Annotated in this window: 19 protein-coding genes; 9 read left to right on the top strand and 10 right to left on the bottom strand. The window is 50.2% G+C overall.

From position 1 onward, the window contains the following. A partial coding sequence (locus AC4MRN_RS09785; protein ID WP_491203168.1) for an FAD-dependent monooxygenase occupies positions 1-198 on the bottom strand: 198 nt, incomplete at its 3' end. Positions 199-320: 122 nt separating this feature from the next. On the opposite strand from AC4MRN_RS09785, the gene AC4MRN_RS09780 reads away from it, so the two are divergent. Next, positions 321-1,202: a helix-turn-helix domain-containing protein gene (locus AC4MRN_RS09780; protein ID WP_491203167.1), complete on the top strand. Its 882-nt coding sequence runs from the start codon at positions 321-323 to the stop codon at positions 1,200-1,202. A 24-nt stretch (positions 1,203-1,226) separates the two neighbouring features. On the opposite strand, the gene AC4MRN_RS09775 is transcribed toward AC4MRN_RS09780, so the two are convergent. Then, positions 1,227-2,420: a LysR family transcriptional regulator gene (locus AC4MRN_RS09775; RefSeq protein WP_491203166.1), complete on the bottom strand. Its 1,194-nt coding sequence runs from the start codon at positions 2,418-2,420 to the stop codon at positions 1,227-1,229. Between the two features lie 133 nt (positions 2,421-2,553). Between AC4MRN_RS09775 and AC4MRN_RS09770 the strand changes: the two genes are divergently transcribed. From AC4MRN_RS09770 to AC4MRN_RS09745, 6 genes are all read left to right on the top strand, one after another. After that, entirely contained in the window at positions 2,554-3,249 is a 696-nt protein-coding gene (locus AC4MRN_RS09770) for a 4-carboxy-4-hydroxy-2-oxoadipate aldolase/oxaloacetate decarboxylase (protein ID WP_475072359.1), read from the top strand. Next, positions 3,246-4,349, top strand: a complete 1,104-nt coding sequence (locus AC4MRN_RS09765; protein WP_491203165.1) for a 4-oxalomesaconate tautomerase — start codon at positions 3,246-3,248, stop codon at positions 4,347-4,349. The genes AC4MRN_RS09770 and AC4MRN_RS09765 overlap by 4 nt, the downstream gene beginning before the upstream one ends. Positions 4,350-4,369: 20 nt before the next feature. Continuing rightward, the gene (locus tag AC4MRN_RS09760; RefSeq protein WP_491054975.1) at positions 4,370-5,389 is read left to right on the top strand and encodes an amidohydrolase family protein; all 1,020 of its coding nucleotides are present in this window, start codon (positions 4,370-4,372) and stop codon (positions 5,387-5,389) included. Beyond that, the gene (locus AC4MRN_RS09755; protein WP_491054974.1) at positions 5,386-6,279 is read left to right on the top strand and encodes an amidohydrolase family protein; all 894 of its coding nucleotides are present in this window, start codon (positions 5,386-5,388) and stop codon (positions 6,277-6,279) included. The genes AC4MRN_RS09760 and AC4MRN_RS09755 overlap by 4 nt, the downstream gene beginning before the upstream one ends. Before the next feature lie 51 nt (positions 6,280-6,330). After that, a complete protein-coding gene (locus AC4MRN_RS09750; protein WP_073322005.1) occupies positions 6,331-7,272 on the top strand; it encodes a Gfo/Idh/MocA family oxidoreductase in 942 nt (313 codons plus the stop codon). A gap of 62 nt (positions 7,273-7,334) precedes the next feature. Further along, positions 7,335-8,321, top strand: a complete 987-nt coding sequence (locus AC4MRN_RS09745) for an aldo/keto reductase (RefSeq protein WP_491203164.1) — start codon at positions 7,335-7,337, stop codon at positions 8,319-8,321. 62 nt (positions 8,322-8,383) lie between these two features. Here the strand turns inward: AC4MRN_RS09745 and AC4MRN_RS09740 are convergent, their stop codons facing one another. Both AC4MRN_RS09740 and AC4MRN_RS09735 read right to left on the bottom strand, forming a co-directional pair. Continuing rightward, entirely contained in the window at positions 8,384-9,643 is a 1,260-nt protein-coding gene (locus tag AC4MRN_RS09740) for a gallate dioxygenase (RefSeq protein ID WP_491203163.1), read from the bottom strand. Positions 9,644-9,754: 111 nt separating this feature from the next. Further along, positions 9,755-12,193, bottom strand: a complete 2,439-nt coding sequence (locus AC4MRN_RS09735; RefSeq protein ID WP_491203162.1) for a TonB-dependent receptor — start codon at positions 12,191-12,193, stop codon at positions 9,755-9,757. A gap of 139 nt (positions 12,194-12,332) precedes the next feature. Here AC4MRN_RS09735 and AC4MRN_RS09730 point away from each other — a divergent pair, with 139 nt between their 5' ends. Together AC4MRN_RS09730 and AC4MRN_RS09725 are read left to right on the top strand one after the other, a co-directional pair. Beyond that, positions 12,333-13,586: a LysR family transcriptional regulator gene (locus AC4MRN_RS09730; protein WP_490402291.1), complete on the top strand. Its 1,254-nt coding sequence runs from the start codon at positions 12,333-12,335 to the stop codon at positions 13,584-13,586. A 214-nt stretch (positions 13,587-13,800) separates the two neighbouring features. Continuing rightward, a complete protein-coding gene (locus AC4MRN_RS09725) occupies positions 13,801-15,114 on the top strand; it encodes an MFS transporter (RefSeq protein ID WP_155014527.1) in 1,314 nt (437 codons plus the stop codon). A 49-nt stretch (positions 15,115-15,163) separates the two neighbouring features. Here the strand turns inward: AC4MRN_RS09725 and AC4MRN_RS09720 are convergent, their stop codons facing one another. From AC4MRN_RS09720 to dld, 6 genes are all read right to left on the bottom strand, one after another. Further along, positions 15,164-16,171 carry a 2Fe-2S iron-sulfur cluster-binding protein gene (locus AC4MRN_RS09720; RefSeq protein ID WP_491203161.1) on the bottom strand — a complete coding sequence of 336 codons (1,008 nt, stop codon included), beginning with the start codon at positions 16,169-16,171 and terminating at the stop codon, positions 15,164-15,166. Further along, entirely contained in the window at positions 16,164-16,916 is a 753-nt protein-coding gene (locus tag AC4MRN_RS09715) for a PepSY domain-containing protein (protein WP_155014529.1), read from the bottom strand. Before AC4MRN_RS09715 ends, AC4MRN_RS09720 begins: the two co-directional genes overlap by 8 nt. Positions 16,917-16,925: 9 nt before the next feature. Then, a complete protein-coding gene (locus AC4MRN_RS09710; protein WP_491203160.1) occupies positions 16,926-17,474 on the bottom strand; it encodes a response regulator transcription factor in 549 nt (182 codons plus the stop codon). Then, positions 17,471-18,529 (bottom strand): sensor histidine kinase, encoded by a 1,059-nt coding sequence (locus tag AC4MRN_RS09705; protein ID WP_491203159.1) that lies wholly within the window; start codon positions 18,527-18,529, stop codon positions 17,471-17,473. Before AC4MRN_RS09705 ends, AC4MRN_RS09710 begins: the two co-directional genes overlap by 4 nt. 99 nt (positions 18,530-18,628) lie before the next feature. After that, positions 18,629-20,905 (bottom strand): TonB-dependent receptor plug domain-containing protein, encoded by a 2,277-nt coding sequence (locus AC4MRN_RS09700; RefSeq protein ID WP_491203158.1) that lies wholly within the window; start codon positions 20,903-20,905, stop codon positions 18,629-18,631. Positions 20,906-21,080: 175 nt separating this feature from the next. Next, on the bottom strand, positions 21,081-22,781 hold the full coding sequence (dld, locus tag AC4MRN_RS09695) for a D-lactate dehydrogenase (protein WP_491203157.1): 1,701 nt from the start codon (positions 22,779-22,781) through the stop codon (positions 21,081-21,083). Positions 22,782-22,902 lie beyond the last annotated feature (121 nt).

Below are 22,902 nucleotides of genomic sequence, written 5' to 3'. Positions count from 1 at the left end.
TTCGTTTACACCGGCTTCACGGACTAAATCGACAAAACCTTGTTCGAGGATGCCAGCACGAATTCGGCCTAACACGTACTCGCCTGAGACACGTTCAACAATAATGTTGTCGATGCCTTGTTTGGCCAACAGTTGTCCAAGTAACAGGCCGGAAGGACCAGCACCGATAATAGCTACCTGAGTGTTCAGTGTATTCATTGCTCATATCCCATGTCTTTCGATGCAGTCATCTTGCCTGTGGCAGCGGATTTTAGTAATTCACATTTCGGGCAACTTATTGTACTTTTTAATCATGTTAAGTTTTTGTAATGGCGCGGCGAGTGAGTCAGGAGTCAATTCCGTTTTATCATTTATACGGTGAAACCTTTCTACAATGGGAGCCGGGGAGCATACACCTGGAGAGTATTGTGTCCCGTAGCCGTATGTTGGGCTGGGAGATAAAACCGCATCGACATCATAAACTTGCACAAATTATTTGTGTATTTGGTCATGCCTGGCAGGTGGAGCTGGATGATGCGCGGTATGATTTGTCGGGAAACTGGCTGGTCATGATTCCACCGGGCGTGGTACACGGCTTTCATTTTGAGCCGGACACACAAGGATTTGTGCTGTCGGTAAACAGTGATTTTTTAGCTGAGTTGGCGGCAACAGGTGAGGACCCGTCTGCCTACGATGCCTTGTGGGTGCCTCAGCCTGTTGAGTTTTCAGACGAGCGTCATATTGAGCAGTTTCGACAATTGCTAGTGTCGTTAGACGATGAGATTAAACGTGCGGAGTCAGACTCGCGTAGTGCAGTGAATCACTTATTACAACTCCTGTTCATCAACATTCGTCGTCAGCAGCGACTGGAATCGATTTACAGTGAGAGTAGCTCGCGAGAAACCCGGATACTGGTGAAGTTTAAAGCCTTGATAGAAGCGCATTATCAACAGCATTTAAGCGTAAAGGCCTACGCTGAATTGCTGTTTATCTCGGTATCGACGCTGGCACGAATTTGCCAGTCCGTGCTTAATAGCAGCCCTAAGCAAATTATCCGACAGCGCCTGATGAACGAGAGTAAGCGCCGTTTAATTTATACCCGGCAGAGTATCGACGATATCGCGTTAACACTCGGCTACAAGGATGTCGGCTATTTTTGCCGGCAGTTTAAGCAGCAGGAGGGTATTACCGCAGGTGAATACCGCAAACGGCATGCCGTTTAAGTTCGCTCGTGAATGTCACTGTGACTACTGGGCTATGTGTGAAAGCAATTCGATAAACCTGGCCTGAACCGGGGTTGGTTTCCAGTTTTTGCGTAACGTGTAGCCTATTTCACGTTTACTGTCTGGCAGCGGCTGAGAGCTGATGGCCAGTAACCCCGACCTGACTTCTACGGCGACCTGACGAGCCGGCAACAGGGTGATCCTGTCGCTGTTCAGTAATAGTCCCCGCACAGCAACCAGTGAACTGCACTCCACCACGTCCTGAGGCGGTGTTAAGCCGCGGGCTTGAAAAAACTGACTGAACACGGCCCGTGTGGGTGTTCCCTGGCGAGGCGCAATCCATTGATACTGCGTCAGATCGGTTTGGGTTACCGGTTGAGTAAACAGTTCAGTAGCAGGGTGTCCCACCCGGGCAACCACACTCAGACTGTCGTCGAACAAACGGTGCTGTTCAATATCGTTGCTTGGCGACGGGACACGCAGTGCGCCCACAATAATATCGAGCTGACCGTGCAGCAGTGCACTGAGCTGTTCTTCATACGGGCCGTCAATAATACTCACTTTCACATCAGGGTAAGCCTGTAACAGCGCGGTTACCGTGTCTGGCACGATCGCGGTCCTGGCCAGGGGTAAACTGCCCACACTGACACTGCCTGAGCGTTGCCCTTTTAAGCGATTGACTTCGTCTTCGCCCTGGTGAATTTCAGCAAAAAACAAACTGGCAAAGCGGCTCAGTTGCCGGGCTCGCCAGGTTGGTTCAACCCCCGTGGGCACCCGGTTGAACAACCGCTGTTCTGTAAGGTGCTCCAAGTCTTTGATCGTTTTGCCGAGGGTAGGCTGGGTGAGTGATAACTTAACCGCCGCGGCAGTGTAATTTTGTAATTCCACAATGGTAATTAGCGCGGTTAACTGGCGCAGTGTGACATTGCGTAAAAAGCCAAGGCGTTTGGCTTTGTCGGTGTCGAACAATGTATGAGCCGCGGTTTCCAGGTAACTGAATGCGCGCTTTACACGTTCCAGAAATAGCTCACCTGAGGGCGTTGCGAACATGCCGGAATTGGTGCGTTCGAACAGCTGGATGTCTAACTGGCTTTCAAGTTTATTAATAGCCTGGGTCAGTGCCGACTGTGATAAATGGATCTGTTTTGAGGCCTGGGTAACGGTACCGCATTCCCTGATTTCTAAAGCGCTGAGCAAGTGTCGGATATTGAACTGCACGAAATGGCCTTCTGTATTTAAGTCTGACCCATTATAGAAAAAATTAATAGTGATTTGCACTATTCTAACATTCTTTTTTGATTGGCCTGTCGCATACTGCTTGCATAACAACAGCATTGCAGGATGAAGAACCATGGCAATTTGTGTGACAGACTGTCCAAGACCGTCAGCGTCAACTATTGAACAATATCAGGGAGCAGAAGTGGCCACCGTGCACGAGGCACAGGGGCGCAAAGGATTACTGGATAAAGCCATGCGGCCAATTTATCGGCCTGCAGCCATTGCTGGCCCCGCCGTGACGTGTCAGGTCGCCCCGGGCGATAACTGGATGATCCATGTTGCGGTTGAGCAATGTCAGCCCGGTGACGTGTTGGTCGTCACACCAACCAGCCCTTGCGATGACGGCTTCTTTGGTGACTTGTTGGCGACCTCTCTGAAAGCCCGTGGGGTAAAAGGATTGATTATCAACGGTGGGGTAAGGGATATTGCCACATTAACCGAAATGGAATTTCCGGTCTGGTCGCGCGCCGTGTTTGCCCAGGGCACAGTAAAAGAAACGATAGCCAGTGTGAACGTACCGGTTGTGTGCGCCGGCGCTCTGATTCATCCCGGCGATATTGTTGTGGCCGATGACGATGGCGTAGTCGTGGTTGCGCGTGAAGAAGCCGACGCTGTGCATGAAAAAGTACTGGCTCGCGTAGCCAATGAAGATAGCAAGCGAGCGCGTCTTGCCGCTGGCGAACTGGGCCTGGACATCTACAACATGCGAGAGCGCCTGGCGGCGAAAGGTTTACGCTACGTGAAGTACGGAGAGGAAAACGCGTCGTGAAAGCAGTTCCTGCCTATGTAATGCGCGGTGGTACATCTAAAGGGTTATATTTTAACGCTGATGATTTGCCTGCCGACACGGCTGCTCGCGATGCTGTCTTACTGGCTGCAATGGGATCCCCAGACGAGCGTCAGATAGACGGCATGGGCGGCGCGCACCCGTTAACCAGTAAGGTTGCGATAGTCAGTCCGTCAACACGCAGCGATGCTGACGTAGACTACTTGTTTTTGCAAGTGGTCGTCGATAAAGCTGCGGTGAGTGATGCGCAGAACTGCGGCAATATTCTCGCTGGTGTCGGCCCGTATGCCATTGAGCAGGGTATGGTTTACCCACAAGGTGATGTTACCGATGTGCGGATCCATATGGTTAATACCGGCGCGCTAGCCGTTGCCAGAGTCCAGACACCTGCTGGCGAGGTAGCCTATGAAGGAGACGCTGGCATAGATGGCGTACCGGGCACTGCGGCCCCGGTCATGATTGATTTCCTGGACGTAGCTGGTTCGTCCTGCGGTGCGTTATTTCCTACCGGTAATACCATAGATACTATTGATGGCATAACGGTTACCTGTGTGGATAACGGTATGCCGGTCGTAATGCTGCATGCGGCGTCGGTAGGTGCAACTGGTAACGAAACCCCGGCGGAACTTGAAGCTCGGGCAGATATTAAAGCGAAAGTGGAAGCGCTTCGTCTGCAAGCCGGTAAATTAATGAATTTAGGCGACGTTACCCATAAAACGGTGCCGAAAATGAGCCTGCTGTCGCCGGCCAGGCACGGCGGCGCTGTGAATACACACACGTTCATTCCTCATCGGGTACACGAAGCGATAGGCGTACTGGGCTCGGTGAGTGTTGCTACCGCCTGTGTGTTGCCGGGCACTGTGGCCAGCGAATATGTTAGCAAACCAGCAAGCAACGCGCCTTCAAGTCAAACGTTAACGATTGAACATCCTACCGGTGCATTTACCGTTGAAATGGATATTAGTGGCACCCAGTCGCTGGATACGTTCAGCGTGAATCGCGCAGCCTTGTTGCGCACAGCCCGATTATTAATGCGTGGAGAAGTGCTGGTGCCGAATTACTGCCTGCCAGCATCACAATAAAAACGATTGAGGACACCTACATGATCATTGATTGTCACGGACATTACACCACTGCACCCGAACCTTTGCAGTTGTTCCGTAAAGCGCAGATAGAAGCGTATGAATCCGGGCAGGCGCTGCCGGAAGTGCCCTTTATCAGCGACGATGAAATTCGCGAAAGCATTGAAAAAAATCAGCTCAAGCTATTGCTGGAACGCGGGTCAGATATGACCATTTTCTCACCCCGAGCCTCGGCCATGGCGCATCACGTGGGTGATGAAGCCGTATCTAAACAGTGGACAAGCGCCTGTAACGATTTAATCAAGCGGGTAGTAGATTTGTACCCCAAACACTTTATTGGTGTGTGTCAGTTACCACAATCGCCAGGGGTGCCGATCAAAAACTCAGTTGAAGAACTGGAGCGCTGTGTCAACGAACTGGGATTTGTAGGCTGTAATCTGAATCCGGATCCTTCAGGCGGTCACTGGACGTCAAAGCCGCTGACAGATAAAAGCTGGTACCCGTTCTACGAGAAAATGGTGGAGCTGGATGTGCCTGCGATGATCCACGTATCCGGTTCGTGCAATGAAAATTTTCACGCCACCGGCGCACACTACATGAACGCGGATACCACGGCGTTTATGCAGTTCCTGCAAGGTGACTTATTTAAGGACTTCCCGGAATTGCGTTTTATCATCCCGCATGGTGGTGGCGCTGTACCTTATCACTGGGGGCGTTACCGCGGGCTGGCCGATATGATGAAGCAGCCGCCGTTGTCTGAGCACGTGATGAAAAACGTTTATTTTGATACCTGTGTTTACCATCAGCCTGGCATTGATTTGTTGTTTGATGTTATTGATATTAAAAATATTCTGTTTGGTTCTGAAATGATTGGTGCGGTGCGTGGAATCGACCCGGAAACCGGTAATTACTTCGACGACACCAAACGCTATGTCGACGCATTGAACCTATCAGATGCAGACCGCACCGCGGTATACTCGGGTAATGCACGTCGCGTATACCCGCGACTGGATGCGAAATTGAAGGAGATGGGCCTGTGAGTCAGTTTACCCCCGATGCCGATTGGTTGCACTGGCATCAATCCCCCTCGGTGCCTGGTTATAAAGCACCGGCGGGCGCAGTCGACGCCCATTGTCATGTGTTTGGCCCTGGCGACCAGTTTCCTTTTGCACCAGAGCGCAAATACACCCCATGTGATGCGTCCCGTGATCAGTTGTGGGCGCTGCGTGATCATCTTGGCTTTTCGCGCAACGTGATCGTGCAGGCCACCTGCCATGGCGCAGACAATCGGGCGTTAGTTGATGCGCTGAATCACAGTAACGATCTGGCCCGTGGCGTCGCTACGGTGAAGGCCAGCATTACCGACGAAGAGCTGGATGTATTGCATGCCGCCGGGGTTCGTGGTGTGCGTTTTAACTTTGTGAAGCGACTGGTCGATGCATTGCCATTTGACGATTTAACGCTCATCGCTGAGCGCATCAAACGTCTGGGCTGGCACATCGTTATTTACTTTGAAGCCGCAGAGTTACCCGACCTGTATGATTTCTTTACCAGTTTGCCAACGACCGTAGTGGTAGACCACATGGGCCGCCCGGATGTCACTAAGCCGGTTGACGGTGAAGAGTTTGGCTTGTTTCTTAAATTGCTGGAAGAGAACCCGAATTTCTGGTCCAAGGTGAGTTGTCCTGAACGTCTGTCGATAAGTGGGCCTGATGGCGGCTACCTGGATGTGGTGCCGTTTGCGCGAACCGTTGTTGAGCGTTTTCCAGAGCGCGTTTTATGGGGCACCGACTGGCCTCACCCGAATATGAAGAGCCATATGCCAGATGACGGCAAACTGGTCGACATGATCCCTTTAATTGCCCCGACAGAAGCGCTCCAACATAAGTTGCTTGTCGATAATCCAATGCGCTTGTACTGGGCAGAATAAACAGCGGCCACGGCCGCTCACGTCACCTGAAAAATACGTGGAGTAACGAATATGAAGATTATTGTAGTGGGCCCCGGCGCCTTTGGTATTAAACACCTGGATGGGTTACAGAACATCGACGGTGCAGAAGTGGTTGGCCTGGTAGGTCGTTCGCTTGAAAAAACCCAAGCCGTTGCCAACGAATACGGCATTCCCAATGTCTATACCAGCCTGGAAGATGCGCTTGAGAGCGATGCTGACGCCGTGATCCTGTGTACGCCGACGCAGCAACACGCCTCCCAGGCGATTCAGTGCATGAAAGCCGGTAAGCACGTGCAGGTGGAAATTCCATTGGCAGATAGCTGGGCCGATTCTGAAGCGGTTGTTAACACCCAGCAGGAGACAGGTAAAGTGTGTATGGTGGGTCATACTCGCCGCTTTAACCCGTCGCACCAATGGGTTCACAATAAAATTACCGGTGGTGAACTGAACATCCAGCAAATGGATGTGCAAACCTATTTCTTCCGCCGTAAAAATATTAATGCCAAGGGCGAGCCGCGCTCATGGACTGATCACTTGTTATGGCACCACGCAGCCCACACGGTAGATCTTTTTGCGTATCAGGCCGGCTCACCGGTAGTTAAAGCCAACGCCATTCAGGGGCCGATTCATCCTGAACTCGGCATTGCCATGGACATGTCTATCCAGCTTCAGGCTGAGAATGGCGCGATTTGTACGCTGTCTTTGTCGTTCAATAACGATGGCCCGCTCGGGACGTTCTTCCGCTATATTTGTGACAACGGGACTTACATTGCCCGCTACGACGACCTGGTAGACGGCAAAGAAAACCCCATTGATGTATCAAACGTGGATGTGTCTATGAACGGTATCGAATTGCAGGATCGCGAGTTTGTCGCAGCGATTCAGGAAGGTCGCGAGCCCAACTCAAGCGTAGGGCAGGTGCTGAACTGCTACCGTGTTCTGCATGAGCTTGAACAGCAACTTACGGCTTAAGCAAGGTCAAAAACAGTTAACGGCTTGCCAGGTGCAGGCCGTTTTGCGTTAAGGAGTTCGACATGAACAAACGAGAACTGGCAGGAAAACAGGTTGGTGAAATTGGCTTTGGTTGCATGAATGTGAGCCATGCCTATAGCGGTAAGCTGTCTGAAGCCGATGCCATTAGTTTAATGCAAAAAGCCTTTGATGCGGGTATGGACCATTTTGATACTGCGGCATTGTATGGATTTGGTGCTAATGAAGTGGTGGTAGGCAAAGCCATCAAAGACTTCAGGCAGGATATTCTGCTGGCCAGCAAGTGCGGCATGACCGGCGTAAATGGTAAGCGCGTTATCGATGGCCACCCCAAAACACTGCATGCGACGTTAGATACGGCGTTAAAGAGCCTGCAAACCGATTACATTGACTTATACTACCTGCATCGTATTGATCCCGATGTCCCCGTGGAAGAGAGTGTTGGCGCACTGGGAGAAGCCGTGAAAGCGGGCAAAATCGGCGCTGTTGGTCTGTCGGAAGTGTCAGCAGACACATTGGCCCGGGCGCACAGGGAGCATCCTATTGCGGCGCTGCAAACGGAATATTCGTTGTGGACCCGAAACGCAGAAATTGCGGTGCTCAATGCGTGTAAATCAATGAATATTGCGTTTGTGGGATTCAGCCCACTGGCACGCGGATTTTTAAGTAACACCTTTAGTGATGTCAGTGAACTGGAACCCAAGGACATTCGCTGTGGTATGCCGCGTTTTCAAGGTGAAAACTGGCAGGCTAACCGAAAGCTGTACGCGGCGTTTGCCAAACTGGCAGAGCAGGCTGGTTGCACGCCAGCGCAACTGGCCATTAAATGGGTATTGGCGCAGGGCGAGTTCATTCATGCATTGCCGGGTACGCGAATAGAGGCACATATGCTGGAAAATATCGCAGCAAGTACCATTGAGGTTTCCGGTGACATATTGAACGCCGCTGATGCGCTTATTAACTACCAAACCGTGAAAGGACCACGGTACCCGGCAGCGGCACAAGGTGATATTGATACTGAAGAGTTTTAAAATATTTACTTAGGTAAACGTGCCAACAGGCCTCGATAAAGAGGCCTGTTGGTTATTTGAAGTCAGGATTTCTCTTTTCCTGCTACTGAATAGGTGATTGCTGAGTTGCGCGATTGCTGAAATTCCTCAACGGTTTCGCCTCGCATCTGAGCATAAATATCTATGTTGGTCATGCCCAGTACCGCGGCCATTTTCTCCAGACTGAAGAAAATCACACCATAGTGAATTAATCCGATCCAATCCCGTTGGTTGAGCAACGAGATTTCCTGCTCAGTCAGTCCGTACTCGGCAAACAAGGTATCCGGTGAGTCAACAAACTGCCGACGATGAGCCGGTTCTATCAGTTTGTGCAAAAAGTGATTTAGCCGCCATGCACTGTGCGCCCGCTCCAGAGTGAACGGATGTGTGCCAGGAATATCGCCAATCCCCGCCAGTTGTTCACCGACTTTTTGCTGATGTGCTTCTATTTCCACTTCGCTGCTGCTGTCTTGGTCCTGAAAAATAACCGTGGCGATATTCGTCATCGACGGTAAATATGTTGCCCGGTGCAAACAATCGACTTGCTCGGAAAGGGCGCCGCGCATGATCAACCACATGATCACCTCAGCTCCCTCCAGACCGCCCAGGCGGGCATAGTCTGCGTGGGTCAAGGAAGCCAGTTGTGACGGATCACTTTCGAGCAAGTCGAGAAACTGTACATCCCAGTCGGGATTGTTAAAACCACAACGTTCACCGTGTACCTGGTGAGACAGGCCGCCCGTTGCAACAATGGCGACATTGATATCTTCCGGGTAGCTTTCAATCGCACGACGCAGTGCTTTACCAAGCTTAAAGCAGCGTGACGCTGTAGGAATAGGAAACTGCAGCACACCAATTTGCAGTGGGATAATGTGGTTGTCCCAGCGGCGACCGCGGTCGGTCATCATGGATAACGGTGAGAATAATCCGTGATCTATCGGTTTTTTCTGGAAAAAAGACAAATCAAACTCGTCAGCGAATAACGACTGACCGATGTGTCTGGCCAGAGCAGGGTGGCCGGAGACAGGCGGGTAGTCCCGCGCACCACCGCCTTCGTCAGCGGGACTAAAGGTGTCGTCGACCCCAAGCGTAAAGGGAGAATAATGGTCGAAGAAAAACGATGTAATATGGTCGTTGTAAATAAATACCAGCGCATCTGGTTGCTTGTCTTCAAGATAGTTACCTACCTTGTCAAACTGTTCGAATACCGGCTTCCATGCAGGTTGCTCGCGAAGCGCTTTATCCTGCGCAAAGCCAATGGTGGGCGTATGGGAGACGCCTATACCGCCAATGATGTTAGCCATGTTGTCCTCAATAAAAAAATGCCCATTAGGGCATGGAGACTGCCGGGCGAAAAAGAGCAGATATGGCCCCAGTGCTTATTCGCACTGGTGCCCGGGCCATACCTGTTACCGTTAAAACTCGTAGGTGAAGTTTGCAAAGACTACGCGAGGTCGAGCGTAGGCGGCTTCTGCATAGCCACTACCGGAACCCAGCGATGAGTTACCGGATACTTTGTAGACTTCGTCTGTTGCGTTGTTCACGCCGACAGTGAGTTTCCAAACTTCGTCGAACGGCTGAACACTCACTGACATATCAACAGTGGTGTAGCTATCCTGTTGTGCAATTAACGCTGTGTTTGAAGCGTCAAAGAACACTTTGTCGCTAAACGACACATCAATACGCGGCATTACCAGGTAGTCGTCCAGTTCAGCATAGTAGCCAATACCTACGTTACCCTGGAATTCAGGTGCGAAGGGCAGTTGGTTACCTTCTGCTACGCCGGTATTTACCGGACGACCAGGAACTTCAATTTCAACCGCTTCATCGACTGAAGAATCAAGGTAGCCAAATCCACCTTCAATTACCCAGTCATCGTGTGGTACCCAGGTAAACTCCAGCTCTGCGCCGTCAATTGACGCTTTACCGGCATTAAAGAACCAGGGCGCAATAAACACGCGGTAGGTGAATTGCAGGTCGGTGTAGTCTGAACTGAAAATGGCACCGTTTAACCGGAAGTTATCGGTAATGTCAGACTTAAAGCCGACTTCGATGGTTTGAACTTCTTCCTGGTCAAATTTATGGCCGGCTTCCAGGTCGGATTCAGTCAGAGCAAAGTTAAATGTCGAGTTCCAGCCGCCGCCTTTGAAGCCTTCTGAGAAGCTACCGTAAAACATGGTGTCACGAGACATTTGATAGCTCAGGTTGAACGACATGGTCGTTGCTGAGAAATCGGCTTCGTACAGCTTCACCTCCAGGTACTTGGCTTCCGGATTGGCATAGTCAAACTGGTCCGGAATCGATCCTTTGGTCTCCTCGGTACGACGAATACCTACAGCAGCGCTTAGCTGGTCAGTAATGTCGTAGGTGACCTGCGTGTAGTAGGCAAACGATTCGTTTTGTGTAATGTTGTTGTCACTGTCGAGGTGACACCCGTCTGTGCCTTCACCACAGCTGTAGCCCGCGGCTTTGTCGCCCACCTGTACGGTCAGAATATCTGTGACTTCTTCTTCGTAATAGTAAATACCGGCAACGGCTGTCAGGTTGTCAGTGACATAATTAAACTGGAATTCCTGACTGAACTGGTCGCCCGATGAGTCGAAATCGGTGTGCAATATAGTAAACGGCGTGTTATCTGCGTCACGACGACCCACCCATTCGAGGTTGCGATATGACGTAATGGATTTAGCCGTAAACTCGTCGGTAAACGCATATTCAAGATTTAACGACGCGCCCCAGTTGGTCATGGAGCTACCCATCTCCGCTGTACCGTTATTTGCGAACGGGCCAGCATTCCACTGACTGTTTACACAACGCGGATCGTTATTTTCGCCGGTGTAGCCGCGCGGCCCGCCACCACTGGTTAGCAAACCAGAGACATCTAACGTTGAGCCTTCGGCGGTGGTAACCGGGCGTCCCGGTGGGCCAGGGTAGGCTATCCACGCATCCGGACAGCCTGCGATAACGCTTTGACTGGCACCAAACCAGCCGGCATCGTGGGAGGTATTGGTTACGTCGTCGTTGTTGTTATAGCCGGCAAATACCAGCGCAGAGCCGTTTTCATCAGCGTCTGTGTAGTCGTAAAGCAGTTTAGCTGTGAATTTTTCGTTTGGATCGTAATAAATTTTTGCTGAGAAGGTGGTGTTATTGGTATCGCCCAAATCCAACCCGTCATACAGGCGTTTTACATAACCGTCCTGCTTTTTGGTGCCCGCAGTGAAGCGGGTTAGCAGGTCGTCGCTAATAGGAATGTCGATGGCGCCAAACGCCTCAATCAGCGAGTCTTCGCCGATGCCAAAACGCACTTTGCCACCCAGTTCGTCGCCGGGAGCCTGGGTGTTGATCAGCACCGCACCACCAATGGTGTTACGACCAAACAGGGTACCCTGCGGCCCGCGCAGTACCTGAACGCTTTCGATATCGCGCAGTTCCATGTTGCCGCCTACCGATTGACCGATGTAGACATCGTCAATGTACAGGCCTACACCCGGATCGGTGTTCGCACGTGGACTGATTTGGCCCACACCACGCACAAAAATTACCGACGAGTTGTTGTTGCCCGCCAGTGGTGCGTTATTGGTAAATTGCAGGTTGGGGGTAATTTTACCGATGTCGTCTGACCCAGTGATCTGACGACGTTCCAGTGCATCGCCATTAAACGACGTTACCGAAACCGGCACTTCCTGCAGGTTTTCCGTTACTTTACGCGCTGTTACTGTAATTTTGTCAAGTGCCTGACTCGCGTTGGTTTTTGCACCTTCCTCAGTTTGTTCCTGAGCAAATGCAACACCCGACTGCAGAGCCAAACCGGTTGCAATGGCAACCGCTATACGTGACATGTTAATTGTTTTCATCTCTGTGCCCTCATAGATTAAAACTATTGTAATTATGTTGTTAACATATTGTGTCACGTTGAATATCTAATAGTGCCAGCAATATCACCAATTGAAAATTGACTTTTAATATAAGAAATTGCTAATTTCAGCTTTATAGATGAGTAATATTGAAGAGCTGGATATGTTAGAAAAGCGGGTTACAAGCGGACTAAATTTGTTTCATTTACGGGTATTTTTAACCGTGTATGACATTCGCTCTATCTCCAAAACCGCGGAGCTGTTAGGGCGCTCGCAGCCGGCGATAAGTCAGGCAGTTAATAGCCTGGAGCGTACTTTCGACGCCAAATTTTTTCATCGTTCTACCAAAGGTATTACCGCCACGGACGAAGCCACCACGTTGTGGCGTCGGGTGAAACGTGCGTTGAATTCGTTGGATAGCTTCTTTGATTTAATGCTAAAAAACTTTGGTCAGGTCCCAAAAAATGTGTCGCGACATATTACAATGACACAATTAAACGCGCTAAAAGCGGTCGCGGAGGCAGGCAGTTTCAGTGCTGGCGCGGCTATCTCTAACAAAGCCAATCCCACTATTCACAGAGCCGCCAGAGATTTAGAGCAAACAGTAAATGTGAACCTGTTCGAGCGGACCAGTTTCGGGATCAAACCTACCAAGGTTGCCATACAACTGGCCCAGGTTGCAGGGGTCATGGAGCGTGAAATAGAGCTGGCCTTTGCTGAGATAGCGAAAATGTCGCATCAGGAAAAGGGGAATACCGCCATTGGCGCAATGCCCATGGCCAGAAGTTACATTATTCCCAAAGCTGCGACGGAATTTAAACTGCAATATCCGGGTCACAAAATTTCTATTGTTGAAGGGTCGTATGAATATTTGCTCCACGACCTCATGCGCGGGAAGCTGGATATACTTGTTGGCGCAAGCCGCAGTTTGCCCGAAGGGATTGAAATTAAAGAAGAGCCCATCCTTACTGAGTCCATTGTGCTGTTGATGTCGCGAAGTCATCCACTGGCCAACAAAGACGATCTGGCAGTCGATACGCTGTTGACGTATCCCTGGATCCTGCCCAGAACCTCTTCGCCTCTGCGAAAAACCTACGAAGCCTTGTTTCAGGTTCACAATGTGGCACCGCCGGAAAATGTGATCGAATGTAATTCCTTATCAGCGTCACGGGTAATTCTGGAAAACAGCCCGTCACTCATGTTGCTTTCAGAAGCACAGGCACGCCATGAGCTCATGAGTGGCACCATGGTAAGTAAACAAATTAGCGGCTTTAATGCACAGAGAACCATAGTAGTGCAATACCGTGAAGACAGTATTTTAACGCAAACACAAATTGCGTTAATCGACCATATAAAACACATTGCACAAAGTGAGTCGCAACTCATGGATTGATGGCTTTTTCGCCATTTATTATCACTAAACACAAAAGAAATAGCTCAATATTGGCTTTTCATACGAACCCTGAATTAGCTTTTTCTTATGACTGAATCGTATTTTTTAATTGGTATCCGGCGTTGAGTTGTTACATAGTCTTAACAACTTTGGAGAATTTATCATTTTCTGTTAACCAATTAATTAACAATGCCCCTGGCACGAGGAAGTCGTTATGAGTACCAGCATTGTCGAGTCGGTCCGTCATCACATAGACAAGGCACCGATTTCGGTTACCCAGTACATCGTATTTGCAATTGCGTTTATGTTGAACGTGGTTGATGGTTTTGATGTTGTGGCTATGTCTGTTGCCATGCCCTCTCTAACCGCAGACTGGGGAATTTCCGCAACGGAAAAAGGCTATATTCTGAGTGCGGCATTGATTGGAATGACGCTGGGAGCCATGTTTCTGGCGCCGTTTGCCGACAAAATCGGCCGGCGAAATATTTTACTGATTGCGACGGTTATGATTGGTGTGTCCATGGTAGTAACCGGGTTTATTCCACAATCAGTTGAATGGATGATTGCGATTCGGGCGGTGTCCGGGCTCGGCATCGGTATTATTTTTGCTAACTCCGCCACTATAGGCGCGGAATTTGCGCCGGAGAAGGCGCGTAATCTGGTGGTTACCATTATTGTAATGGGCTATGCCGCCGGTGCGACGATTGTAGGCCCCATTGCGAATGCCATTATAGAGTCATCTGGTTGGGAAATGGTATTTGTATATGGTGGCCTGTTTACTTTGCTGATGACGGTTGTGTTGTATTTTTACTTGCCGGAGTCGATCGAATTCATTGCCACGCAACAGGGCAATGAGAACGACAAACTGTACAAAATAAACAGCATACTGAGCAGCATGGGCTGCACGGCTATGCGCGAGTTACCCGCGCATCAGGTTGAAAAACAACGTATCTCCGTAACAAATTTGTTTAAAGCCGATTTGGGCAAGCAAACGGTGGGCGTATGGGTTATTTATTTTATGGGCTTTATGTCGCTGTATTTTCTTATGTCCTGGATCCCCACTTTGTTTGTAAACAGTGGGTATGAACGGGCTGAAGGTATTGCGGCGCTGACCTTATACAACCTAGGCGCGGTAGCGGGTATCGTGCTAATTGGTTTGATTGCCACCAAAATAAAACTGGCTAAACCCATTGCCATCTATTTTATTGGCTCAGCGCTCTTTCTGGCTGTTGTTGCGTATTGGCAGCCGACCTCTGTATTCTGGTTAAACACGCTGATCTTTATTATTGGCTTTTTGCTTCAAGGGGCGTTTACCGCCATGTACGCCATGGCCGCCCGGGTCTATCCAACCAGCGTACGCGCAACCGGTATTGGCTGGGCCGCGGGGCTTGGTCGCATTGGTGCCATTCTATCGCCCATCGTTGCAGGATATTTGGTGGCGGCGCAGTGGGGAATGTATAACCTGTTTATGCTGTTTGCACTGCCATTACTGATTGCCGGTGTTATTGTGTACTGGTTCAAACACTGAGTCATTTTTCTATAAGCCGGTGCTTGCGCCGGCATCTTCTGAGCAAATTTTACACCTCACCGTAATCTACAGACACGTCTGAAAATTCCCCGGCCATGTGCTGACAGCTCAGGCGCTTACCTGATGCTATCTCTGCGTCGCTCAGTAGTGCGCGTTCTGTTGGGCTCGCAGGCACGTCATTCGTGGTTTGTATAACGCATTGTCCACAGCTGCCGCCACCGCCGCATTCTGTGGGAACCGGAATATTGTGCTTCGTCAGTGCGAAAAAGAGCGGCTGCTTTGCTGGAAGTGTCAATGTTTGACGCTGCCCGTTACAGGTTACAGTGACGTCAACAGATGCCTTTGCTGACGGAGAAGCAGAAAGTTTGCGTCGGTAGGCTAACACTAGTCCGCTTCCGGCCAGCATTAGTGTTGCAATGCCAAACACCACAATAAGCGGATGATTAAAACCGCCGGTGTTGGTGTAATCCATGAAGTGAAGTGTCAGCATCAGGTGCTTCAGGCGGGAATGATCGTTACTGTGCGCGATGACTTTACCGGTATCGGCATGCAGATACACTTCGGTGTTTACATCATCGTTAAAGGTGACTTTCCACAATGGATTTTGCTGCCGGCCATCGAATTCAAACGGAGGAAGGGTTAGCGCTGGCGCTGATGCACTGCCAGGGCCACTATAGGATTTAACGGCGATGCGTTTTACCTGTGCTGGCTGAATATACCAGGGCAGTCCTGATACTGCGTGAAATAGCTTGTGTTGTTGCGCAGTGTATTGATGCAGCGGCTGCTGAGTCTTTACCTGATAAAGTGGGGTACCCGACACCCAGATTAGCTCGGCGGAAAGCACTGGTTCATCAACAGGCAGCCTCGACAGGGGAATAAAACGGGCAGTGGAGGTATTTCCCCGATGAGAAACAGGCTGTCTGTATTGGTTACCCGATGCGGCTTGCGTATCCATTTGATTGAAATACAGACCGGTTCCCGCCCATACCAGGCACTGGATCCCAACCAGAATAGAGAGCCATTTGTGCCAGCGGTTAATGTTAACCGGATTAATCATTGTGGCCCCCTTTGTTCAGCGCATTCAGCGTATTCGAACCAGGGGGACTAACACTTAAAAAGCGGCAAGCGAGTAGCAAAATACCACTGATTATGGCAACGATAGCCAATACGGCCAGCACCAGAAGCAGGGGATTAGCGACATTTTCACCGTCGTCGTAATCCATAATGTGCAAACGCCACATCCAGTCGAATGCCCGCCAGACATTGTGGCGGCGGGTAACGATTTGTCCGGTAGCCTGTTGAATGTAAAAGGTGGTACCAGCCAGATCGTCAAAGGTCACTTGCCACACGGGAAGCCAGCGAGGGCTGAGCTCTGCGGGTGTCGCTTCCGGTAAATCAATAAGTTTAACTGCCGTAATATTTGCAGAATCAGTGACCGATGACGTTGCGATCTGGCGTGCTTCCGACGATGTTAATGGCGTGAGCGGTTGGCCATTTGTAGCATCGACAATCGTCCAATTGGTGTCGTTTGCGCGTTTAAACCGATAAACGAGTTTATCCTGGCGCTTATACAGCGTGACCTGTGTGGCAGTGGGAAATGCATCGAGTAACGCCGCAATAGGATAGGAAGCGTCCTGAATTGAAAACTGATTGTGTTTGTCATCAGACAGGGTTTCACCGTGTATAAAGTGGATATCCATGCTGACCATATACAGGCCTGTTAATGCCCAGATAAGCACTTGTATGCCAATGCCGCGCATCAGCCATTTATGCAGGGTTCTTGTTTTTATTAGTAAACGCATCAGGTGGCTCTATTGTTTGAGGGGCGAATGTTTTTGCAGCTTACGCTGCAGGCTACGCCGATGCATGCCCAGTGCTTCGGCGGTGCGGGATATATTGCCCTGATTATCGGCAAGCACGCGCTGAATGTGCTCCCATTCAATCTGTGCGGTAGTGAGCGGCGCAGGCGCAGGAGTTTGAGTTTCAGTATTACTTTCGTTGCTTAACGCGAGCTTCGCCAACAACGCTTTGAATGTGATTGGCTTGGCGACGTAATCGGTTGCACCGCGTTTCATGGCTGTCACCGTTGTGGCTATGCTGGCGTAACCCGTCATGACGATTAAATGAACTGGCGAGAATCGCGTCTGCAATGGCTCTACAAAGTCCAGCCCGGTCTCTTCCTGCATCATCATGTCCAGCAGAATGCCCGATACAGGCACATTAGCGCTAAATTGCAGGGCTTCTGATGCACGTTTAAAACACTGCACCTGCAAGTTTGTATGTTGCTCGAACCTGCGTTTCAACACACGCGTGTATTGTTCATCGTCATCAATGAGCAAAATCAAAGAGGGCGCTGTCATATTGTTACCGGCAGTTGAATGGTGGTAATAATTTGGCTCGATTCACATTGCCAATGTACGTTGCCTTTAAACTTTTCCACGGTTGCATTTGAGAGCACCGCTCCCAGGCCCAACCCAGTCTCACTCTCAAGAATTCTTGCTCCCAGGTTGTTGTGTAGCGGCGTTGTTCCGTCGTGTGGATTATTAATTCGCAGTAACCAATTCGAACCTGCGCATTCAGAATGCACCGTTACCTTATTATCTTCGTGTTTTCCCGCTGCATCACAGGCATTTATTACAATGCTGGCCAGTGCGGGTACTAGGGTAGGATCTGCGTTTACTGTGGCGCTTTCGGGTACATCGTCCATCAATGGCCAGTCAACGGAAATTTCCGGACGGCTCAGGCGAACAACATGCTGCATGGTTTCAAGTAGGGTGCGAATACTTACGGCGCTGACTCTGGATTCCCGGACATCGTCTGCAACGTCCCGCCAATTTGTGAGCATGGTTTGTAGCAGCGTAAATTGCTCAATGAGCTCTGGCAGTGTCGATGCATCCTTCTGTTCCTGCCACTCTTCCAGCAGCAAATGAATCGTTTGCACCGGGGTCGCTGCGTCGTGGGTCAGTTGAGCTGCAGCAGTACCTATAGCGAGCAATTGTTCGTCGCGTAGCTGTCGCTCACGCAACTGCTGAATGTCGGCTTGTTTGATTTTTAACTGGTGTTTATAAAAGTGAATCACGGCAAAGATTAGGCAACTGGTAGCCATAAAACTCACAATCATACCCTGCGCGTGATTTTGCATCATAGCGCCATGATGATCACTGATTGGCGCAAGTAGCTGCATGCCCTGTGCAGCCAAACTCACGAGCAATACCACCAGGCCTAACCGCGTTGATAACCAGATAAGTCCAAGAATGAGCGGCACTAACAGCACACTTGAAAAAGGGTTGCTGGCAGCGCCATTCAGCGCAATTGAGGTGTTTACCACAATGATTTCAAATAGCACGAGTGGCAGTACAACCGCGACCGGTGCGCGGTGCTTGCCAAACAGAGCCAGATACAGCAGCAAAAGCATAGCGTTTTTTATTGCCTTAACAGGGCTAGCGGAACAGGTAGCTTACCATGCCACGTTCGGGATGAAACTAATCCTAAACTGCGTCAGGTAAATTCGTGATCAAAAATAAACCGTGCTGCTAATGTAGGCGTTCCTACCCATACCGGGCACAGCAATGCCAAATGGGATACCATTGAGTGCCATGGTCATACCCTGGCCGGTATAGGTGCCAGCTGTCGGGTCATAATAAAATTTATCCAATAGGTTTTTCACCCCAATGTCGACACGAAACTGCTCGGTTACATAACCTGTTTGCATACCAAGCAAGCCGTAGCCGGCGGTTTTTACTTCATTGCGAATAACCGATATGTCAGTTTTTGCAGCGGCAAACTCCAAGTTGAGTTCGGTTTGCCAGGGGCCTGAGACATGGCTAACCACAACGTCTCCGTGAAAGGGTAGCGTTTGATACAAACCGCTCCCTGTTTCGGTATTTTCAGCGTGAGTGATACTTACTGAGCTCGCGAAACTAAAGCGGCCAAACTGGGGGCTGTTGTAGTGGTAAAGGGCACTGAGATCAATGCCATAGAGCCGAGCGGTCTGATTTTCGTATGTTAGCACATTAAACTGTTCCGGCTGCCACATGGCGTTTGCGGCAGTGGCGTCAATATAGTCCTCAACATAGGTAAAATACGGTGAAGCAGTAAGCGTGACGTCACTGTTTTTAGGTTGCCACGTCAGGCTGGTAGCAATAGAGTAGGCGGTTTCCGCCTGAAGACCCACATTGCCCACATAACCATTGCCGTCGCCTACGGTGTTATTCATCGATGCCGCCATCATCCAGCTCGACCAGGTGTACTTTTCATAAAGGTTGGGCGAGCGCACTTTGCGAGATACACCGGCTTCTGCTGTTAATTCATTGCTGATAACCACGCTAAGCGCGGCGGTCACATCCACATTGAACTGGTTATCGTCACGGCTGCCTGCGTTAAATTGCTGTGCCTGCATATATTGCATGCCAGGCGCATTTTCGGCGGTCGCATAGCCCTGAACTGCGCCTGTTCTCAAAGCGATATGTTCTGCGCGAATACCGTAGTTGGCATAGATAGCAGATGACAGACGATGCTCTCGTTCGGCATAGAGAAACAGTCGGTTTCTGCGGCCATTGTCGATATTTTCAAAGGTACCCGGTCCCATGCCACCGCCCGACGCGGTCCAGTAATCATCGAGAGTATAGAATTGCGCCCCTGCGCCAAACCGCAGGGTGTCTGTGTCACTGCGAGTCCATTCTGCATCGGTAGTTGCTGCGCGAAGTACTGATTCACTGAACATCGGCATACCGGCTGCACAGGTGCCTTCAGCATCGCCCATAAAGCGGATTGGGCTACAAGGCATTCCCATGGTGGCGAGGGTGCCGTAGTAGAACTGCTTGTCGTCGCCGAAATTCATGTAATGGTCCACATCCTCCTGATAAATGCGGGTTTTAATGTGTCCCCAGTCTGTTTGCCTGCGCCAGGCGATATTGACACTGAGCTGATCGTTATCGAGTAAATCCATGCGCTGATTCGGGTATAACTGATACGGCATGCGTTGTTGGTTAAGTTGAAGATCAACCTCGTCGGCCTGATGCTGGTATCGCAAGGCAAGACTGTGATTTTGTGTTTTATAGGCACTGGAGCCTACTTCGTCGAGACGCAGTGAGTGATTTGGCCTGCCTGTCGTGGTGGTGTTTTTAAATGCCGCACTGGCGCGATAATTATCAGCCTGACTGATATTGCCACTGTAGAGTAAACCCCAGGTGTCGCTTGCAACCGACATATTGGCGTGAAGTCCCTGTGCTTGGTTATTGCTGCGCCAGTAGCCGCCGATATTACCGCTAATGGCAGTTTCTTCACCCGCAGCAACAAGTTCAGGTCGCTTGCGAAGCGTGCTTATTGTACCGCCAATACTATCACCTCCCTGACTTACGGGCGTCACTGTCGCAAACACCGTGACATCAGCCAGAGCTGATGGTGCCAGATAGGACAAGGGTGGGTTCATGTGATTCGGGCAGGAGGCAATTAAATCCATGCCGTCGGTTTGAATACGCAGGCGGTCGTCGGCAAGGCCTCGAATGGCAGGCAGGCCCGATAAGCCGCCGGCGGCATTGATGTGAATACCGGGTAATGTACGAAGCAAATCTGCACTGTCACTGGTAGCAGCAAGGGCTGAACTAAGCGCCTCGTCACTCAAGCCGTGGGCGTGCTGATGTATGGCACTGTGATGTCCATCAACGCTAATGTGTTCAATATCATTTTGTGTAACCGTGTTGTCCTGCGCATTCACTCCGGCAAAAGCGAACTGCACAGACAGGGTTAAGGAACTGGCAATAAACAGTGGTGGAATAGCCCGATTGCGCACGGTGTTCTCCTGATCAGTTTAATAGTAGTCAGGTAACCTTTTATGTGTTTATTCACCTGAATACAGAACAAATTCAGGCTGTTACCTGCAGTGTTTAACAAACAGATCTATTCTAAAGAACACGGCGCCGCGGTGCGTGCGGCAAATTGTCGCAGTTGGTGTAAAAGCGAAGGTGTTAACAACAACCACATTGGCGGCGATGTTTATCGAGTTTACCTACGCCCGGGTTGAAGGTATTAGTGGGGTCTAACTCACGATAAAACGCGGCTAATCCGTCTTCTGCTTTATAGAGGTGCCCTACATTGTGCTCAGCCGGGTATTTGGCTTCGCGGCTATCTAACAGCGCCAGCATTGCTGCTTTTACCGCTTTTGCGTCAGCGCCTTTTTTCAACACGTAATCCTGATGGAAAACATGACAGAAGAAATGGCCATAGTAGAGCGATTTATCGATATGCTGGCTAATGTGCTCAGGCAGAGACTCTACCCAGTGGGCGTCGTTTCGTCTGAGTGCGATATCTAGTGCCAGAATGTCGCCAACCCGATCTTTGTTCAACAACTGATAGCGAATAGCCGCGCCGGCGGCAGCAAAGCGGTTGAGGTAGGCGCTGGCAGCTTCATCGGCGGTGCAAGAAAAGTAATCTCCTTGCTGGTGGTTACGGCCAAAAAAGTCAGCCAGAAAAGCGTCCGCCTCGGCAATGCCATCGTCACTCATTTTTAAAATAAGGTGGTGTTCGTAAAGATCGCGGTAGGCGACCAGCCGGTCAGGCAAATGCGCAGGAAAACAATTGGCAATACCTTGCATAACGCGGTCAGACAGGTAATCGGGCAACCAGCTTTGTTTGTTGAGCAGCGCATCGACGCGCCCTTTAAGCGCAAATAATTTGGGAAGACGTTGGGTACCCAGATGTTTCACACTTAAAAAGGTGTCTTTTCCGTAATCTCGGGCAATATCAAAAATATCCCGGTGCATATACTCACCTACCTCTGGTAAGTGAGTAAAGTTAGCCAGTATGTGACGTCGCAACGCCGTGAGCACGTCGGGGTTGTTGGTACCGATATAGTAAGTTTTTTCCTGCTTTGCAACGGCAAAGGTATCCAGTCGAACGGCGAATACCGCCAATTTTCCTGCGCAGCCACTTGCTTCGTATAGCCGTGTGGTATCGGCATTAAATCGACTCGGGGTATTTGCATCAACATCGCGTAGGCGACTTTCGTAGTCGGTTGCACTGGCTTTGCGGGCAGTGGGCGTGATGTGGTTTTCAAAATTGCCTTGCTCGAGGTTCTGCAAAATCTCATGCGGCGAGTCGCCAAGAGGAATATCAAGGTGATTCACTAACTCGAGTTTACCTTGCTCGGTAACGCGCGCATACAAGGCCAATTCGGTATAGGCCGGCCCGCGCTTCACTAATGCTCCCCCTGAGTTATTGGCGATGCCGCCGATAACAGAGGCACCCAGACAAGAAGAGCCAATGACCGAGTGTGGTGCGCGCCCAAGCGGCTTCAGGCTGGTTTCCAGTTGATGCAGCGTTGTGCCAGGAAAACTCAAAACTTGTTCGCCATTACCTAATATCACCAGGTTATTCATCGCTAAGGTGTTGATCACCATTATGTCGCGATCGTAATCGTTACCGTTTGGGGTAGAACCTTCTGTTAACCCGGTTTTGGCGGCTTGCATGATGATAATGCACTGGTTATCAACGCACACCTGCAAGGTATCCCACAATTGTGTAAGGCTCTGCGGGAATACCACTGCCAGTGCGTTGCCCTGACCCGAGCGCCAGCCTGAACGGTAGTGTTCAGTATGGTCCGCGTCGGTAAGAATATGCTCTTCACGCAATACATGGGAGAGGGCTGTGAGGACAGGGTGGCCGGTCATAACGATAAATCCTTTGGCGGTACAGGCTGAAATACGGTAAATGGGCTATTTAGCTCAGACATTTAGCGTTATATAGTGCCATATTTATTCGCAATAATAACCAAAATGGGCTATATCATCG

This window comes from Marisediminitalea sp. (assembly GCF_984433645.1).
Note: the sequence above shows the minus strand (reverse complement) of the source record. Positions and strands in the feature narration are given on the sequence as shown.